18 protein-coding genes are annotated in these 17,373 nt (G+C 37.3%); 8 read left to right on the plus strand and 10 right to left on the minus strand.

The annotated features are described in order from the left end of the window. Positions 1-8 precede the first annotated feature (8 nt). Positions 9-605, plus strand: coding sequence for a dienelactone hydrolase family protein (locus tag AC1DUW_RS11315; RefSeq protein WP_477642554.1), 597 nt, complete (start codon positions 9-11; stop codon positions 603-605). Positions 606-686: 81 nt separating this feature from the next. Here the strand turns inward: AC1DUW_RS11315 and ald are convergent, their stop codons facing one another. From ald to AC1DUW_RS11345, 6 genes are all read right to left on the minus strand, one after another. Continuing rightward, entirely contained in the window at positions 687-1,820 is a 1,134-nt protein-coding gene (gene ald / locus AC1DUW_RS11320; RefSeq protein WP_053344712.1) for an alanine dehydrogenase, read from the minus strand. 198 nt (positions 1,821-2,018) lie between these two features. Next, entirely contained in the window at positions 2,019-2,840 is an 822-nt protein-coding gene (locus tag AC1DUW_RS11325; RefSeq protein ID WP_056530982.1) for an EcsC family protein, read from the minus strand. Between the two features lie 50 nt (positions 2,841-2,890). After that, on the minus strand, positions 2,891-4,144 hold the full coding sequence (locus tag AC1DUW_RS11330; RefSeq protein WP_477642550.1) for a PucR family transcriptional regulator: 1,254 nt from the start codon (positions 4,142-4,144) through the stop codon (positions 2,891-2,893). A gap of 144 nt (positions 4,145-4,288) precedes the next feature. Continuing rightward, the gene (locus AC1DUW_RS11335) at positions 4,289-5,287 is read right to left on the minus strand and encodes an inorganic phosphate transporter (protein WP_477642551.1); all 999 of its coding nucleotides are present in this window, start codon (positions 5,285-5,287) and stop codon (positions 4,289-4,291) included. A gap of 15 nt (positions 5,288-5,302) precedes the next feature. Beyond that, a complete protein-coding gene (locus tag AC1DUW_RS11340; RefSeq protein ID WP_053344716.1) occupies positions 5,303-5,923 on the minus strand; it encodes a DUF47 domain-containing protein in 621 nt (206 codons plus the stop codon). A gap of 236 nt (positions 5,924-6,159) precedes the next feature. Beyond that, complete coding sequence (locus AC1DUW_RS11345) at positions 6,160-7,158, minus strand: inorganic phosphate transporter (RefSeq protein WP_053344717.1); 999 nt, start codon at positions 7,156-7,158, stop codon at positions 6,160-6,162. A 399-nt stretch (positions 7,159-7,557) separates the two neighbouring features. On the opposite strand from AC1DUW_RS11345, the gene AC1DUW_RS11350 reads away from it, so the two are divergent. Both AC1DUW_RS11350 and AC1DUW_RS11355 read left to right on the plus strand, forming a co-directional pair. Beyond that, entirely contained in the window at positions 7,558-8,388 is an 831-nt protein-coding gene (locus tag AC1DUW_RS11350; RefSeq protein WP_053344718.1) for an aldo/keto reductase, read from the plus strand. 509 nt (positions 8,389-8,897) lie between these two features. After that, positions 8,898-9,152 (plus strand): GlsB/YeaQ/YmgE family stress response membrane protein, encoded by a 255-nt coding sequence (locus AC1DUW_RS11355; RefSeq protein WP_170946860.1) that lies wholly within the window; start codon positions 8,898-8,900, stop codon positions 9,150-9,152. A gap of 145 nt (positions 9,153-9,297) precedes the next feature. On the opposite strand, the gene AC1DUW_RS11360 is transcribed toward AC1DUW_RS11355, so the two are convergent. Further along, the gene (locus AC1DUW_RS11360) at positions 9,298-10,203 is read right to left on the minus strand and encodes an RluA family pseudouridine synthase (RefSeq protein WP_236694865.1); all 906 of its coding nucleotides are present in this window, start codon (positions 10,201-10,203) and stop codon (positions 9,298-9,300) included. A 231-nt stretch (positions 10,204-10,434) separates the two neighbouring features. On the opposite strand from AC1DUW_RS11360, the gene AC1DUW_RS11365 reads away from it, so the two are divergent. Then, entirely contained in the window at positions 10,435-10,854 is a 420-nt protein-coding gene (locus AC1DUW_RS11365; RefSeq protein ID WP_057219441.1) for a DUF5365 family protein, read from the plus strand. A 70-nt stretch (positions 10,855-10,924) separates the two neighbouring features. Here AC1DUW_RS11365 and AC1DUW_RS11370 read toward each other — a convergent pair whose 3' ends face one another. Next, entirely contained in the window at positions 10,925-11,395 is a 471-nt protein-coding gene (locus tag AC1DUW_RS11370; protein WP_053344720.1) for a thioredoxin family protein, read from the minus strand. Then, on the minus strand, positions 11,395-11,832 hold the full coding sequence (locus tag AC1DUW_RS11375; RefSeq protein ID WP_053344721.1) for a disulfide oxidoreductase: 438 nt from the start codon (positions 11,830-11,832) through the stop codon (positions 11,395-11,397). Before AC1DUW_RS11375 ends, AC1DUW_RS11370 begins: the two co-directional genes overlap by 1 nt. A gap of 391 nt (positions 11,833-12,223) precedes the next feature. Between AC1DUW_RS11375 and AC1DUW_RS11380 the strand changes: the two genes are divergently transcribed. From AC1DUW_RS11380 to AC1DUW_RS11390, 3 genes are all read left to right on the plus strand, one after another. Next, the gene (locus AC1DUW_RS11380) at positions 12,224-13,771 is read left to right on the plus strand and encodes a bifunctional GNAT family N-acetyltransferase/carbon-nitrogen hydrolase family protein (RefSeq protein ID WP_053344722.1); all 1,548 of its coding nucleotides are present in this window, start codon (positions 12,224-12,226) and stop codon (positions 13,769-13,771) included. 156 nt (positions 13,772-13,927) lie between these two features. Then, on the plus strand, positions 13,928-15,658 hold the full coding sequence (locus AC1DUW_RS11385; protein ID WP_477642552.1) for a phospho-sugar mutase: 1,731 nt from the start codon (positions 13,928-13,930) through the stop codon (positions 15,656-15,658). Between the two features lie 200 nt (positions 15,659-15,858). Next, entirely contained in the window at positions 15,859-16,386 is a 528-nt protein-coding gene (locus AC1DUW_RS11390; protein ID WP_053344725.1) for an NADPH-dependent FMN reductase, read from the plus strand. A 126-nt stretch (positions 16,387-16,512) separates the two neighbouring features. Here AC1DUW_RS11390 and AC1DUW_RS11395 read toward each other — a convergent pair whose 3' ends face one another. Next, positions 16,513-16,755 carry a YhdB family protein gene (locus AC1DUW_RS11395; protein WP_053344726.1) on the minus strand — a complete coding sequence of 81 codons (243 nt, stop codon included), beginning with the start codon at positions 16,753-16,755 and terminating at the stop codon, positions 16,513-16,515. Positions 16,756-16,883: 128 nt separating this feature from the next. Here AC1DUW_RS11395 and AC1DUW_RS11400 point away from each other — a divergent pair. Next, positions 16,884-17,373 (plus strand): M14 family zinc carboxypeptidase (locus AC1DUW_RS11400; protein ID WP_477642553.1); only part of this gene is annotated, 490 nt, incomplete at its 3' end.

A 17,373-nucleotide genomic window follows, 5' to 3' on the forward strand; every position in this document is an offset into this window, starting at 1 on the left:
GGTACAAGATGTTCAAGATACAAACAAAAAATACTAATAAAGTAATCATTGTACTGCATGAAATTTACGGGGTTAATCAACATATGAAGGATTTTTGTGAGTTATTATCAAAACAGAACTTTGATGTCATTTGTCCAAACTTTTTGCAACGGGAAGAACCATTTGCTTATGTGCAAGAAAAAGAAGCATATCTTAATTTTATGGATAATGTAGGTTTTACTAAGGCATCGAACAAAATAAAAAAGATAATATTGGAAGCTAATGAGGAATACTCAAAAATATTCATCATTGGATTTAGTATAGGGGCGACAATTGCTTGGTTATGTAGTGAGGAGATATTTGTTGATGGAATAGTAGGATATTATGGCTCCCGCATAAGGGATTATTTAGAAAAAGCACCAAAATGCCCTACATTGCTGATCTTTCCTCAAGAAGAACGATCGGTTGATGTAGACGAGTTAGTTTTACATCTAGATAAAGAGAATATCGAGATACATACATTTAATGGTTTTCACGGTTTTAGTGACCCGTTTTCTCCTAAATATAATATAGAATCAGCAGAAAAAGCCAGTAGCCGAGTTATTAGGTTTTTACTAAAGTCATAGTAACTGTAGCGGGAAGATTCCCGATTAAGTGCAATAAAAAAGACTCCAGACGCGATGAACGTCTTTGGAGTCTCCTTATTATTATGCGTTAATATTATTTGGATTTAAAGCATTTTCAACACTAACATAGTTGTAGCCTAGGTCTGATGCAACTGCTTCGAACGTGATTTCTCCATTGGCTACATTGACGCCTTTTGCAAGGGCATCGTTTTCAAGGATTGCTTTGATGGCGCCTTTGTTGGCAATTTGCAGTGCGAAAGGTACAGTTACGTTCGTTAAGGCAACTGTAGATGTTTGAGGCACTGCTCCTGGCATATTTGCTACCGCGTAATGAACTACTCCATGTTTAACATAAGTAGGGTTATCATGTGTTGTTATGTGGTCAACCGTTTCAAAGATACCGCCTTGGTCGATAGCAACATCGACAATGACTGAACCTGGAGACATTGATTTAACCATTTCTTCAGTAACGAGCTTAGGAGCTTTAGCACCTGGAATCAGAACTGCACCGATCACTAAATCAGCTTCTTTGACTGCTTCAGCTATATTATAAGGATTTGAAATGAGTGTAGTTAGTTCATTTCCGAAAATATCATCCAATTGACGAAGGCGATCAGGACTTAAGTCAAGAATGGTAACATCTGCGCCTAATCCAATGGCGATTTTAGCTGCATTTGTTCCAACCATACCGCCGCCGACGACAGCGACTTTACCACGTTTAACTCCAGGAACTCCGCTTAATAGAATTCCTTTACCACCGTTATTTTTTTCAAGGAACTGAGCACCGATTTGCGCTGCCATACGTCCAGCCACTTCACTCATTGGTGTCAATAAAGGAAGTGTACGGTTTACTGCAACCGTTTCATAAGCAATAGCCAAGACACCGCTTTCTTTTAGAGCCTGTGCAAGAGCTGGTTCAGCTGCAAGATGCAGATATGTGAAAAGAATTAAATCTTTACGGAAATATTTATATTCAGATGAGATAGGTTCTTTTACCTTCATGATCATTTCTGTGCTTGCCCAAACGCTAGCAGCGTCCTCGACTATAACAGCTCCAGCTTCTTGATATGATTCATTTGTAAAACTGCTTCCTAATCCTGCGTTCATTTCGATTAATACTTCATGTCCCGCATTGACTAATGCTACAACCCCAGCTGGAGTGATAGCTACACGGTTTTCGTTGTTTTTAATCTCTTTCGGAATTCCTATTCTCATCTTAATCCCTCCAATAATTTGTTTTACTATTTGTATCACAAGTATAATGGGAAAAAGAAACAGTTAGTATGTGGAAATCAGAAAAAGGAAAAAGGTGTATTTGTGGAATTCCACAAACGCAGTATCAATAATCATGGACTTGCCAGGGTTAAGTGCTTAGTTTAGATAGTTAACGTGAGAAAACATTACGCTGAAATCTTAATTTTTTGCAACCGGTTCGTGCATTCGCTCCAAAATCCTTCTTTTCTTATATAGCATTATTCCCGTATCGGCCATATCAGCGATCATAGAGCGATTGGTAAAGGCACCAAAGATTATTCCAGCAACAGGTACCATTTGCAGAAGCTTTTTCCAACCAAACTGATCACGATATGTATAAACAACTTCCCGCCATCCTTGCAATTCAGAAGCAAGTTCTCTTTTGGATTCAGATTCGGGAAGGTGCATATTCGACAATTCCTTTAACAGTGCCTTTTTTCCGACAACATCTGATGTAGTAAATTGTAGGCATTTGACGATGAAAATACGCTCCTGACGGTCTCGTGGATTGTAGCCGTAAGAGAGAGCAATTTCCTGAAGTGTCTTGATTGACATACCAAGAAGCAAGGGGATGTCAATAGCTAAGGTGAAGATTCCACCTATGCCGGTAGTAGCACCCTGAACTGTGGCCAATTTACTTCCGGAATTTTTAATCTCTTGACTAACACTGTCCATAATATGAAGGGGAAGTTTTGAAACATCTTCTATGGAGGAAACATTCAGTTCAGGATTCTTGGCCTGCAGCTGATTTAGAATATTGGATTCCTTTGTTAAATATTGTCCTCCGGTTTGAATATAGCTACCGATTTCATCGAGCATGACACCAAGCTTTTTCTGTATGAAGTCCGGTGTTAGCTTGTCTAAAAGTTTGAAGGGGAGACGTCCAATTCGTTCCCAAAACCATAACCCATTCTGGTCTTTTTCCCATTTTTCAATGATTTTTAATTCTTTCTCAAGTTCTTCATTCGATTCTAGATTCATTTAACCAACCTTTCCATTTATTTATTTTTTCCATATGTTGATGGAATATTTCAATTTTTCTTGTGAAATTTGTCAAATTCATAAAGTTTTATATCTAGAAATAGAGACATTTTTTGAATCGGATCTTTTAAACGAATATTTCCTACTTCTGTAATCCGTTTTAAACGGTAATTTAAGGTATTCACATGGATATGAAGATTTCTTGAAGCTTCATTTGGATTGCAGTCTTTCTCTAAATAGACAGTAAGTGTTTGCAGTAATTCTGTTTGGTTTTTCAAGTCATAAGCTCTTAGCTTCAAAATAGAAGGATGAGCGTGACGTTGTTTGTTGTTTGCAAGAGTTTCAATCATTTGAAACATGCCCAGCTCTTCATAATGTAAAATAAGCTTCATATCATGAGGAAAAATATTTTTCATTTTTAAGGTATATTGAGCTTCTTCATAGCTTGATTTTACATCCATTAAGTTTTTATACATATTACCTGAAGTACCAAGGATATGTTCAACACCAAAACGCCGTTTCATTTCTAATATGAAGAAAGGAATGAAATCATAAATGGATGTGGTAAAAGAAGGGCAATTTTCTTGGYCCGATCCCGCAAAAAGAATGAGCTTGTTATGGTCAATGGCAAATAAGAACCTGTTTATCTTTTGAGTAGTCGTTAACATATAGGAAATGTAGCGTTCTACTTCGCGATTGATCTCTTTAGGGAATTCGAATACTAATATGGAAAAAACAACAGGAACTTGGATAGAAAACTTCGTGAAATTTTCTATTATTTCTGATTCTTCTTGGTAATGTCCAGTTAACATACGCCAAAGAAACTCCTGATGACCTGCTTCTTTCCTTTTCTTTTTTAATTGTAATTGCTGCAACTGGTTTTTCGCTTCTTTTGCAGCAAATTGAAGAAAGTCCATATCTTCTTCGGAGAAAGGTTGATTCACTTCCAAGGCCCAAATGAAGCCAAGGACTTCATTATTTTTCCTAATAGAGACTGCCGCTCGATTACCGAGACCGACATCATTGATAGCCCCAATTTTAATAGGAACGTCCTCTTTCAATAAAGCCGGGATAAACCCATCTTTCCATAAGCTGTTGATGACTTTTTCAGGAACGCGCCTTCCGATAATGGTCATGATGCGTGCTTGGTCGGTTGTATCATCATGCGTACTATAAGCAAGCAGGCGATGGTTTCCGTCCTCAATTGTAATGGGACAGCCTAAGACGGAACTGATTCTATCCGCAAACTCCATCATATCTCCATAAAGGTCTTTAAAAATATCTCTATTTGTGAATTCCTTCATTATTATTTTGCCCCTCGCTTAAAAGATTCCTTTTACTTTAAATTTTAAACGATTATTCATGATTTAGCATAGAATTATATCCATGTTTTTTACGGGAGAAACAGAAAATCCCTACCGATGGAAACCGGAAGGGATTTTTTTATTTTAGAATAGGAAATTAATCAATAGGTAAAGCAAACCTGCTAATGTTGCTGAGATAGGAATGGTAATGAACCAGGTAACAATCATTCTTCTTGCCGTTCCCCATTTTACGCCCTTAACACGGTGGGCTGAACCAACTCCAAGAATCGAAGAAGAAATAACATGTGTTGTACTAACTGGCATGTGTATCACGGTCGCGCCAAAAATGATTAAGGCTCCTGTTAAATCCGCAGCAACACCATTGACAGGGCGGATCTTCATAATCTTGCCGCCAACGGTTTTAATGATTTTCCATCCGCCAACAGAAGTCCCAAGTCCCATTGCTAACGCACAGGAAAATTGAACCCAGAAGGGGATGTCAGTACTTGTTGCATACCCGTTTGCAATAAGGGCCATTGTAATGATCCCCATGGCTTTTTGGGCGTCATTCGTTCCGTGGGTATACGATTGTAGAGCTGCAGTTGCAATCTGTATAGTACGGAATCTCTGGTTTGTTTTTGTCAGGTTATTATTTTTAAATATAACTTTAAAGATGCTGTATACGATAAATCCAATTACAAAAGCAATTATAGGGGAGAAAATCAAAGCTTGAAGAATTTTCAAAAATCCTTCCCATTTAATACCGGCGAAACCAGCTGCTGCAATGGCGGCACCTGCAATCGAACCAATCAATGCGTGGGATGAACTGCTTGGTATCCCGTAATACCATGTAAGGAGGTTCCATATAATAGCGGCAAGTAAAGCTGMCAAGATTACATATGAACCATTTGGAAGCGTGAACGGATCCACAATATCCTTAGTTATGGTCTTCGCTACGCCTGTAAACGTCATAGCTCCGACGAAGTTCATGATGGCTGCCATGACAATGGCATGCCGAGGTTTCATGGCCTTTGTTGAAACAGCTGTAGCAATTGCATTTGCTGTATCATGGAAACCATTGATGAAGTCAAATGCTAAAGCAAAGAAAACGATTAATATAGTTAAAATTAATAAAGTATCCATTTATGGGGGTACTCCTTAGGCGTTTTTCATTATGATTGTTTCAAGTGTATTGGCCACAGCTTGACAGTGATCAGCGATCTCTTCAAGGCTTTCGTATATTTCTTTATATTGAATGATTCTGATTGGATCCTTTTCAACCGTAAACAAGTTTTTGATTGATTGACGTTGGATTCCGTCACAAACAGATTCAAGGTCTTTAATTTTAATTGCATTTTCACGAATCATTGGTAATTTTTTTGTGGAAAGTGTATCGACAGCTATTTCAATCTCATACGTACACTCTTTAATTGCATCCACAAATTTAAGCATATACTCATCAGCATTGACGATGGAGTACATTTCGAATAATGCGGCGCAGTGTTCCAAACCGTCTATGACATCATCCATTCTCATGGTTAATTCTAGGATATCCTCACGTTCGATAGGAGTGATGAAGGCATTGTTTAGTTCTTTAATTACGTTATGAACCATTGAATCGCCTTTATGCTCATAATCTTTCATAGTATCTGAAAATACTTTTAGATCGGAGATATTCTTCAGTTTATAATCCGCGAAATAGTCAGCACCTTCTTTAAGGTTTTGAGCGATGTTAAAAAGCATTACTGCGAATTTGTCTTTTTTAGATTTAAAAGCCATGTTAAGCCTCCCAATTAGTCATGCAAATTTTACGTAAAATTATTATACGCTTAGTATTAACAAGTTGATTGTAACGAATTCATGTGGTATCAGGAAAGGTTTTTCGACGAAAATTTACAAAATCTTAATAAAACTTTACAATCGAAAACAAGGATAAGTAAAAAAAGGGAATCAATTACACTTAAAAGGACTAAATCAGTAGAAAAAACCTTTCCGATATGGAAAGGCTTAAGGTTTTATAAAAATAAAGCAATTAGATAATAAATCAATCCTGCTAAAGAAGCAGAAATCGGCAAGGTTATGAACCAAGTGATTAACATACTTTTAGCTGTTCCCCATTTTACACCTTTGATACGGTGTGCAGAACCTACCCCAAGTATAGATGATGAGATGACATGTGTCGTACTGACCGGCATATGCAGGAATGTAGCACCGAAAATTATCGCTGCACCGGTCATATCGGCAGCGACCCCATTTACTGGACGTATTTTCATGATCTTACCGCCCACCGTTTTAATGATCTTCCAACCACCGATTGAGGTACCAAGCGCCATTGCGATTGCGCACGATAATTGCACCCAAAAGGGGACATCAGAGCTAGAGGCATATCCGTTAGCCATTAAAGCCATAGTGATGATACCCATGGATTTTTGAGCATCATTTGTTCCGTGTGTATAAGACTGAATGGCAGCTGTAAGAATTTGTATTCTCCTGAATCGCTTGTTAGTCTTTCCTAAATTATTATTTTTGAAAATTACCTTAAAGATGCTGTACACAATAAATCCAAGTGTAAAGGCAAGAATCGGAGATAAAATTAATGCTTGGACGATTTTGGTGAATCCACTCCATTTAATCGTATCGAAACCTCCAGCCACAATGGCAGCTCCCGCTATAGAACCAATAATAGCATGGGAAGAACTGCTTGGAATACCAAAATACCATGTGATTAAATTCCATGTTATTGCAGAAAGTAGAGCAGCGAGGATTACATATGAGCCATTGTTTAATGTGAAAGGATCAACAATATCCTTCGTAATGGTATGTGCTACACCAGTGAATGTCAGCGCTCCTAATAAATTCATGACCGCAGCCAAAATGATCGCATGACGTGGTTTAAGCGCCTTAGTTGATACGGCTGTTGCAATAGCATTGGCTGTATCATGAAATCCATTGATAAAGTCAAAGATCAAAGCAAAGATAATAATTAGCGCGGTTAAGATGAATATAGTATTCATACATGGAAGACTCCCTTAATATTCAAGTATGTAATGAGAAAATTTAGATAGTGACCAATGAATGGGCGTTGGACAACTTTGCAACTCCACATTATTAGAATGGAAGTTTTACGTTTGATTATTCTTTAAAGATGGCACCTTCTTCTTTTTCTTGGTTTACGGACGGACTATTCAATTGTAACTAATTTCTTATCTATTAGCATAGATATTTCGTCATTTTTTTACAAAATATTTAACTTAATGAAGGATTAAATGATAAATTTTCACTTTAAATTGAAAATTTTGGATAAAATGTTTGTGGAGTCATTTAATAAACCTTTAAATTCCGAGGCTTATGGTTAGAAATAAAAGGTAGGACGATGATATAGTTGGTAAATAAAAGGTAAGGGGGATTGGCAAATGATATCAAGTATAGAGGAAACGATTACTTTACATAATGGAGTAAAAATGCCGCAGGTAGGTTTCGGTGTATTTAAAGTGAAAAATGGCAGTGAAACGGTTGAGTCTGTCAAGAAAGCAATCGAAGTAGGATACCGTTCAATTGATACGGCTGCCGTTTATGAAAATGAAGAAGGTGTAGGACAGGCTATTAGAGAAAGCGGAATATCGCGTGAAGAATTGTTCATCACATCTAAAGTGTGGAATACTGATCAAGGGTATGAAACGACCCTTCAGGCATTTGATGATAGTTTGAAACGCCTTGGTTTGGAATATTTAGATTTATACTTAATTCACTGGCCAGGAAAAGACAAATACCTGGAAACGTGGAAGGCGTTAGAGAAGCTTTACAATGAAGGAAAAGTGAAATCAATCGGTGTAAGTAATTTCCATGTCCACCATTTAGAAAAATTATTAGCGAACAGTGAAATAAAACCTGTCGTAAACCAAATAGAATTACATCCACTTTTGACTCAAGTTGAAATTCGTGATTACTGCGAAAAGCATGATATCAAGGTAGAAGCATGGAGCCCGCTAGGTAGGGGGAGCTTAATAGAAGAACCGACTATCAATCATATTGCAAAGAAGCATGGAAAAAGCTCTGCTCAAGTATTAATTAGATGGCATCTCCAACATGAAATTGTCGTTATCCCTAAATCGATTACGCCGTCCCGTATCGAGGAAAATGCACAAGTGTTTGACTTTTCATTGAGTCTTAACGAAATGAATCAAATTGATGCCTTAAACAAAAATGAACGATTTGGAAGCAATCCGGATGAAATTTTGTTTTAATGATTGATGATATAGACTTTAAAGAGAACTGAAAATGATATGAGGGTGTCCCAGTAATTTCGGGGCATCTTTTTTTCGTTATAACATATTTGAGCTAGATACTGCTTATAATATGAATGTGACAAAAGTGCAGCATAGTGTATACCCTTTTCATAAGTCTAATAATCATTTTTTCTTTACCAAATATTTTTAAAAAAAATGAGGTTTTAGATTATTTTAACGGGGAAAATAATGAGTACAGCGGCAAACAAAAAGAAAAACACACTAACATTGAGGAGTGTCCAATCAGTTCCTCAGGGTCAATAGCTAGCTAACTTTTCCCACTAACTAAAGCATTCACATTCATTAGATATTGTGCATAATCGGCATCATACCATTTGAGTGTAAAGGTTAATGAATTGAACAGGGCATGAATATTTGGAAGTGATGAGATTTCTTGGAGTCTGCTGTAGAACAGGAAAATATACTGTCTGGTATAAAAATACAACTACTTAAGGAGGAAATATATTATGGGATTTTTATGGTCATTAATTATCGGAGGTATTATCGGTTGGTTAGCAGGTATGATAGTAGGACGTGACGTACCATTTGGTATCATTGGTAACATCATCGCTGGTTTTGTTGGTGCATGGTTAGGTTCATTAATTCTTGGGAACTGGGGACCTTCAGTAGCAGATTTCGCTATTATTCCTGCATTAATTGGAGCAATCGTATTTGTCTTCATATTAAGCTTGATTTTAAAAGGCATGAGAAAAGCTTCTTAAATATCACAATAAAAGCTGGCTCAAGAGGCCAGCTTGTTTTTTTGATTCATAATCCTTACTATACAGCTTTAGAAACGGCTGCTTATAATGATAAAATTTTAAAAAAACTGACTCCTACTTATCTGGAGTCAGCTTTTTTTGTATATTAGAGAGTCTCAAATATCCCGGACTTATCTAAGAAAGGTGCTTCTATTATCATTTTTTCTTCGGAAATTGGATGGATAAATTCAATTTTTCGAGCATGAAGGGCTTGCCGTGGAAAGGTATTTTTTCCGCCGTACAAGGTATCACCAGCCAAGGGATGATTTAAGTGGCTAAAGTGCACCCTGATTTGGTGGGTGCGGCCGCTTTCCAAAGTGCAACTCACAAGCGTTAAGTTTTTCTTCGAATCCCGCTTAAGCACTTGAAAATGGGTAACAGCCACCTGGCCAGTAGGTGAAACCCTTCGTCTAGTAGCATGATGGCGGTCTCTACCAATTTTTTCGTTGATTTTACCTTCATTCTTTTGGATGATTCCTTCAACTAAAGCGACATATGTTCGTTTGATTTTTCTTTCTTCCAGCATTCTATCCAACATAGACCCAGTGAGGCGATCTTTGGCAAAAAGAACGGCTCCGGTGGTATTTTTATCAAGCCTATGAATATGCTTAATCATACAGGTTTGGCAGGTGTTATGAAGGTGGTACGCTACACCATTGATGAGCGTATGTGTATCGCCGGGTTGAGAAGGGTGGGTATCCATTCCTGCCGGTTTATTGGCAATCAATAATAAGTCATCTTCATATAAGATAGAAATCCCTAAATCTACAGCTTTAACGGTTTCATTTTCAGCATTCATTAAAGGAATGCTAATCGTATCGCCTTCGGATAGAGTAGTTGTCCATGAAACAGTATTTCCGTTCAATTTTACTTCTTTACTCATTCTCCACTCATGCACCAATTTCTTTGGCGCCTTCCAGTGGTCCTTAAAAAGCTTATCTAATGTTAATCCATTCCAACTTTGAAGTACTTCAATTGATAATATTTGGTTTGTTATATGAAAATGTCCCAATATAATTCCTACTTTCGACTTATATGATTGTAATTAATTGAAAAAAATATATAATGATTACGAATAAAAGTAAAATTAGTAACATTAGACCTATTGTTTAGAATTCAGTGGCGAAAATTACCACGTTTTTTTTACAATATTTATGTTATTCTAGAGGGAAAGAAATCGCTTGTCCTAGAATATACATACTATTAGATAGGTCTAATGGATCTAAAAAAGGTGGTTTTTTTAGTGAAGACGGTCTTTTCTTCAACCGAAGAACAAGAGCAAGAAATTGCGAGTCTCGTTGCACGTTTTTACAAATCTGTATTTCCTAAATACTTTACAGAAAATGAAATTATTCATTTTCGGGAGATAGGCGTTTTGCAGCCGAATAAAAGTACATTTACCTACTTTGCAACACTAAGAGACGCATTTCAAGTAATGGCATGCCTTCAAGTCCTCTTGTCCATTCTAGACAAAAAGAAGATAGAGGATTCTTTTATAATTGAATCTAAATTTGAAGAATTATTTCAACATAACATTACTCTATTGAATGAATGCGGAATCTTTTTCCCTTTTTATTATGACCATTTTACACGTATAAACCATGAAGCAAGTAAAGATATGCAAATGATGGATATTCAGGTGGCGAATCAATATTTAGTATAAAACATTAAAAATGAGCCGGCTATAACGGAAATACTTTTCCCGTTATAGCCGACTCATTTTTTTTCTATCCTTAATTAATATCATTGTCCTCAAACCATTTTTTGAAGGTTTGTTCTTCGTTATAGCCAACTATACGTTCTTGTTCTTTTCCGTTTTTAAAGTGAACAATTGTCGGTGTGCTTTTGATGCCATAATCGCTCCAGCCTTGTTCAAACTCCAATAAATTGTATTGAACGAGATCGATACCCATTTCTTCAGCCAACGGAGCTACGATAGGTGTAGTTTTTTGACAGTGAGAGCACGTAGGGCTATAAAAATAAACAGTCATTTCTTCTTTATCTTGAAGGTCATTCTCTAATTCTTCGGGAAGGATCAGATTTTGATAATTTGGGTCATCCAATTGATCGACGGTGGCGGATTTAAGATGCTCTTTGCCATACGGATTTCCTTTTGATTTTTCTTCTTTTTTTAAGTTTGTCAAAACGCCTAGAATGACAAAAAGCGCGACGATTATCACTAAAAATATAACCATTTTCTTCATTAAGCTGCAACCTCCTTGGATCTTGTCCATACGATGTAACTGCATATGAAAATAATGACAAATGCAGCTAAAGCTAGAAACGGGATGGTAATAAAACCAAAAACGTTAATATATTGTCCTGTACAGGGAACCCTTCCGCATGCTAGGGTATGTTCGGAAAAAAATGATACCTTTTGTATTAAATAATGATAAGTTGAAATAAATGCTCCAATTGCAGATAATATCATGCTATAGAAGCTGATCCAATAATCTTTTCGAATGATTGCAATTCCTAAAATGATTGTAAAAGGATACATGATAATCCGCTGATACCAACAAAGCATACATGGTTCATATTGCTTAATCTCAGAAAAATATAAACTTCCAAGCATAGCAATGATGGAAGCAGCCCAGGCTACAAATAATATATTCTCCCCGCTGCGTTTTGTATTGTTCATCGATCCTCTTCCCCATCTCTTTTTTCTCTTATAAAAATTATAGTATGTATGGATGCGGTCTGTAAAATATATATTCTTTTTATGGGGGTACAGAATAGATTTGGTCGCGGGAAGAATTAAAAACTTTAAAAGAGTGGCTGTTAGCTTAACAGATAATAGGTAATTAAACATAATTTAACAGGAGTAATGATGGTACGATAAGGCTACCCAGTACGTGAATTGGCAGTAAGAAAGGTAATAAAAAATAAAGATGTTATCTATATGCTTCCGAAAGGAAGAAAAGTCATACTTTATCTAGGAAGTATTGAATAGGTTGGAGAAGGTTCAGTTGTTTTAATTTTTGAATAAGGGGTATAATTCTTATGGAAGAGATTAAAGGAGTTTGAGGAAAATGCCTAATTTGGACCTGCATAAATATGAAAAAATAATGGAAATACGTAACATGAGGCTAGGGGACATTGATGAAATAATTGCTTTACAATCTAGTTGCTTTCCTGGAATGGATCCATGGAAGCGCGATCAGCTTGAAAGTCATCTGGAAATTTTTCCAGAAGGACAATTTGTAGCTGAATATGATGGAAAAGTGATTGGATCATGTTCTAGCCTCATTATTAATTTTGACGAATATGATGATCGCCATACATGGGATGATGTAACCGATAATGGATACATCACGAATCATAATCCGGACGGTTATAATTTATATGGAATCGAGGTCATGGTCCATCCTAAATTCCGCAGGATGAAAATTGGTCAAAGACTATATGATTCAAGAAAAGAACTTGTTGCCCATTTGAACTTAAAAAGCATCATTATTGGCGGCAGGATTCCTAATTACCATAAACATGCGGAGGAATTGCTACCTAGAGAATATGTGAAAGAAGTGCAATTACATAAAATATATGATCCGGTTCTATCGTTCCAGCTTTTAAATGGCTTCACGCTCATGAGGATAAATCCTAATTATTTGCCTGATGATTTGCAATCCAATAAATATGCTACACTCATGGAGTGGAATAACGTTGATTATCAGCCGAAAACAAAACGTTATTATAAAACATCTGAACCGGTACGTATCTGCGTCGTGCAATACATGTTGCGTAAAATCGATTCATTCGAAGACTTCGCTAACCAAGTCGAGTATTTCACCGACGTTGCTTCGGATGCTAATGCGGATTTCGCCGTATTCCCGGAATTGTTCACGACCCAGCTGATGTCTTTCTTAAATGAAAGATCACCAAGCTTGGCAGTACGGAAACTGTCGGATTTCACGGAACAGTATATTGAATTGTTTACCACTTTAGCTGTAAGGTATAACGTCAATATAATTGGCGGTTCTCATTTCGTTAAAGAAGACGATGATAATATCTATAATATAGCCTATTTATTCCGCCGTGATGGGACGATTGAAAAGCAATATAAAATTCATATTACACCGAATGAAAGAAAATGGTGGGGCATCAATGCTGGTGACCGTGTACGCGTCTTTGATACAGACTGTGGAAAGATCGCCATTCAAATTTGTTATGATATTGAGTTCCCGGAACTTGCTCGGATTGCGACTGATATGGGGGCCAAGATTATTTTTACGCCATTTTGTACGGAAGACCGACAAGGTTATCTGCGTGTTCGCTATTGTGCTCAGGCCCGTGCAGTGGAAAACCAAATTTATACGGTTATTTCTGGGACTGTCGGGAATCTGCCGCAAACGGAAAATATGGATATCCAATATGCACAATCAGGGATTTTCGCCCCGTCGGATTTTGAATTTGCACGTGACGGGATTGTTGGGGAAACGAGCCCGAATCTTGAGATGGTTCTGATTGGCGATGTTGATTTAGAGATATTAAGACGTGAGCGACAATCGGGTACCGTAAGACAATTAAAAGATAGACGTCATGATATTTACAAACTACATTATCAAAAAGGTGAAAAATAAAGATTTAAAGTAGCTCGTGATGAAAAAGCCACGCTCGATGTGGCTTTTTTTATTACGAGCCTTTACTTCATTTATTGGGAAAAATGTGATAATTTTGTTATAGAAACAGATACATAAAAGTTTTTAAAAAAAGGTCGTTGAGAGGGGATGTCAGAGATGGACTGGAAATCAGTATACACCACTTGGGCAGGGTATCAGAATTTAAATGGGGAATTACGTGTCCTGCTTGAGGAAATGCAACAGGATGAAGCTAAACTCGAAGATGCCTTTTATAAGAATTTAGAATTTGGAACAGGCGGTATGCGTGGAGAAATTGGAGCAGGAACCAACCGAATGAATATTTATACTGTAAGAAAGGCTACGGCTGGATTGGCTCAATATATTTCAACGTTCGGGGAAGAGGCAAAAGGGAGAGGTGCTGTCATTGCTTATGATTCAAGACATAAGTCTCCGGAATTTGCACTCGAAGCAGCTAAAACCTTGGCTACATTTGGCGTAAAGGCTTATTTATTCGATGAATTACGCCCAACTCCAGAATTGTCATTTGCTGTTCGCAAGCTAAATGCATTTGCTGGAATTGTCATCACAGCGAGTCATAATCCACCTGAATATAATGGTTACAAGGTTTATGGATCAGATGGAGCACAGTTACCTCCGGAAGCTGCTGACCAAGTGATTAGCTACGTGAATGCCATTGAAAATGAACTTGAAATACAAATTAAAGATGCTAAAGATCTTAAAGAGCAAGGGCTTATAGAAATAATCGGGGAAGAACTGGATGCAGCTTATAATAAAGAGTTGCTCACAGTTCCTGAAAATCCACAGCTTGCTGAGGAAATAGATGTATCACTAGTCTTTACCCCACTTCACGGAACGGCAAATAAATCAGTCCGACGTGCCCTGCAGAGCTTAGGTTATCAAAACGTCCATATCGTTAAGGAACAGGAATTACCGGATCCAGACTTTTCAACAGTCAAATCGCCAAATCCGGAGGAACCTGCGGCATTTGAATTGGCCATCGAGCTTGGAAATAAAGTCGAAGCGGACTTATTGATTGCGACAGACCCAGATGCTGACCGACTTGGTATTGCCGTGAAGAACAAATCGGGCAAATATGTCGTTCTGACTGGAAATCAAACAGGTGCGCTTTTTCTAGATTATTTACTAGCTCAGAAAAAAGAAAAAGGTACGATACCTAAAAATGGAATTGTCTTAAAAACTATTGTGACTTCAGAAATCGGGCGGACAATTGCAGAGTCCTATGGCTTAAAGACGATGGATGTACTTACCGGATTTAAATTCATTGCTGAGAAAATAAATCAATATAATAAAAGTGGCGAACACAGCTTTTTGTTCGGGTATGAAGAAAGCTACGGATATTTAATTAAGGATTTTGCTCGTGATAAAGATGCTATTCAAGCAGCAGTGCTTGCTGTCGAAGTCTGTGCTTATTACAAAAAGCAGGGATTGACTCTTTATGAAGGTTTATTGAACGTCTTTGAAAAATATGGCTTCTATCTGGAAGGGTTGCGTTCATTAACGTTAAAAGGAATTGAGGGAGCGAAACAGATTCAAGGAATATTGGATCAATTCCGTCAGAACCCGCCAACGCAAATCGCAGGCATCCAAGTAGTCGTCGAGGAAGACTATCAGAGCAGCAAAAAGCATTCACTAACTTCAAATAGTGAAGAGCTAATTGAGCTTCCGAAATCAAACGTATTGAAATACTTCCTTAAAGATGGGACATGGGTATGCCTTCGTCCTTCAGGTACAGAACCGAAAATTAAATTTTATTTCGGTGTCCAAGGCAAGACGATGGCGGAATCAGAAGCTAAATTATCAGCTGTTATAGCAGACTTTATGGTGAAAATTGAAGCATTAGTCTAAAGTGATAAACAGATGAATGTATACGAAGGGCTTCAGGTCCTTCGTTTTTTTGCGTAAAGTTGTTTTTTAGATGAAGTTGGAATACGTTTAGTGGAATAAATGTCTCTAATTCAAGGAAATTTTTAGCGGGTTTTGATATACTGAAAAAGAGAGTAACATGGGTGAAATATTCAAATAGAAACAATKGAGGAGTATTATACATGAAATTAGTCATCATTAATGGATCACCACGTAAACAAGGGCGTACAGGGATTGCCTCTCGCTTCATTTCCAAGCAATATGGAGCAGAACTAATCGATTTAAGTAACAGTGAGATTCCTTTATATTCAGGTGAAGGTGAGCAATATCAATTGAATGTAATTCAAGATTTTCGTAAAAGTATTGAAGAAGCGGATGGAGTGATTTTGACATCTCCGGAATATCATGGTTCGATGAGTGGTGCTTTGAAAAATGCATTGGATTTTCTAAGCAGTGATCAATTTACACACAAACCAGTTGCTTTACTAGCTGTATCAGGCGGTGGTAAAGGTGGGATTAATGCGTTAAATTCTATGAGAACAGTGGGCCGCAGCCTATATGCAAATGTGATTTCAAAACAATTAGTGCTTGATCCGCATTGCTTCGATTATGAGAATGACGGTTTAACTGAAGAGCCTGCGTTACTTGTCGAGGCCTTAATTGAAGAACTTAAAATGTATGCAACTGCTTATGCAACAATGAAAAAATAATGGATGAGGGTCAGGTATAAAAATACCTGACCCTTGTTTTTTAGGTTTTCACCAGCCACAGTTAAATCCTCATGAAATTAATCTTCTTGTATATATTTTCCCGTTTTGCAAAAACTATTGTTGATTTTAGCTTGGGAGTTCACTTAAATAATCACTTGTCTTTTCTGCCGCATGATCCAAATAACGAAGCAGTGCATACAGTTGAGATTGAATAATTTGATAATCATGCTCAAACCGATAGGCGTGTAAAAAATGTTCTATTTTTTTCGAAAGAAAGTGATCTTTCGTACGAACCATTAATACTAACAGGCTGTCCCAATCAGAGCGGTGTGTGTGAAACAAAGCCTGATCATAATCCGCAATTTTCATGTAGTTCTCCTCCTTAGGAGCTATTTGTATTTTGTTCAGATTGGGTAGAACATTTACTTACAATAAGTGGCGATGTATACGGGCCGCGGTTGTTGCTTTTTACCTGAATAAAAATAAAAGGTGAGAACATGAAAAAGATAATCTTAATAGTATTGATTGGTCTTCTTTTTTTTCCTGAAGCACCACGCGCAGAACAGGTGTATTCACCTGGACAAATGGAAAAGGACCTACAAGAAATTCAGGATCAGTATAAATTTGAAGTCCAAAAAATTGGAAAAACGGAAAAAGGAAAATATATAAAAGCAGTCAAGTTAGGGAAAGGGAAAAAATCCATCTTACTAGTAGGCTCACATCATGGGCGAGAATGGCTAAGCTCTATCCTGTTGATTACTATGCTAAAAGACTATGCAGCAGCCTATCAAGCGGGCAAGCCAATAGGCGGGTTTCCTTCAGGTTTATTGGATGAAGTGAGCATCTGGTTTATCCCGATGCTGAATCCTGATGGAGTCAACATTCAACAAGGAGATTTATCAAATTTGAATTTCCTTGAAAAAGCAGGGGTCTGGAGAATGAATAGATATAGTACGAATTGGTCGCGGTGGAAGGCCAACGCAAAAG

It is taken from the genome of Peribacillus sp. P4_C12, assembly GCF_056402095.1.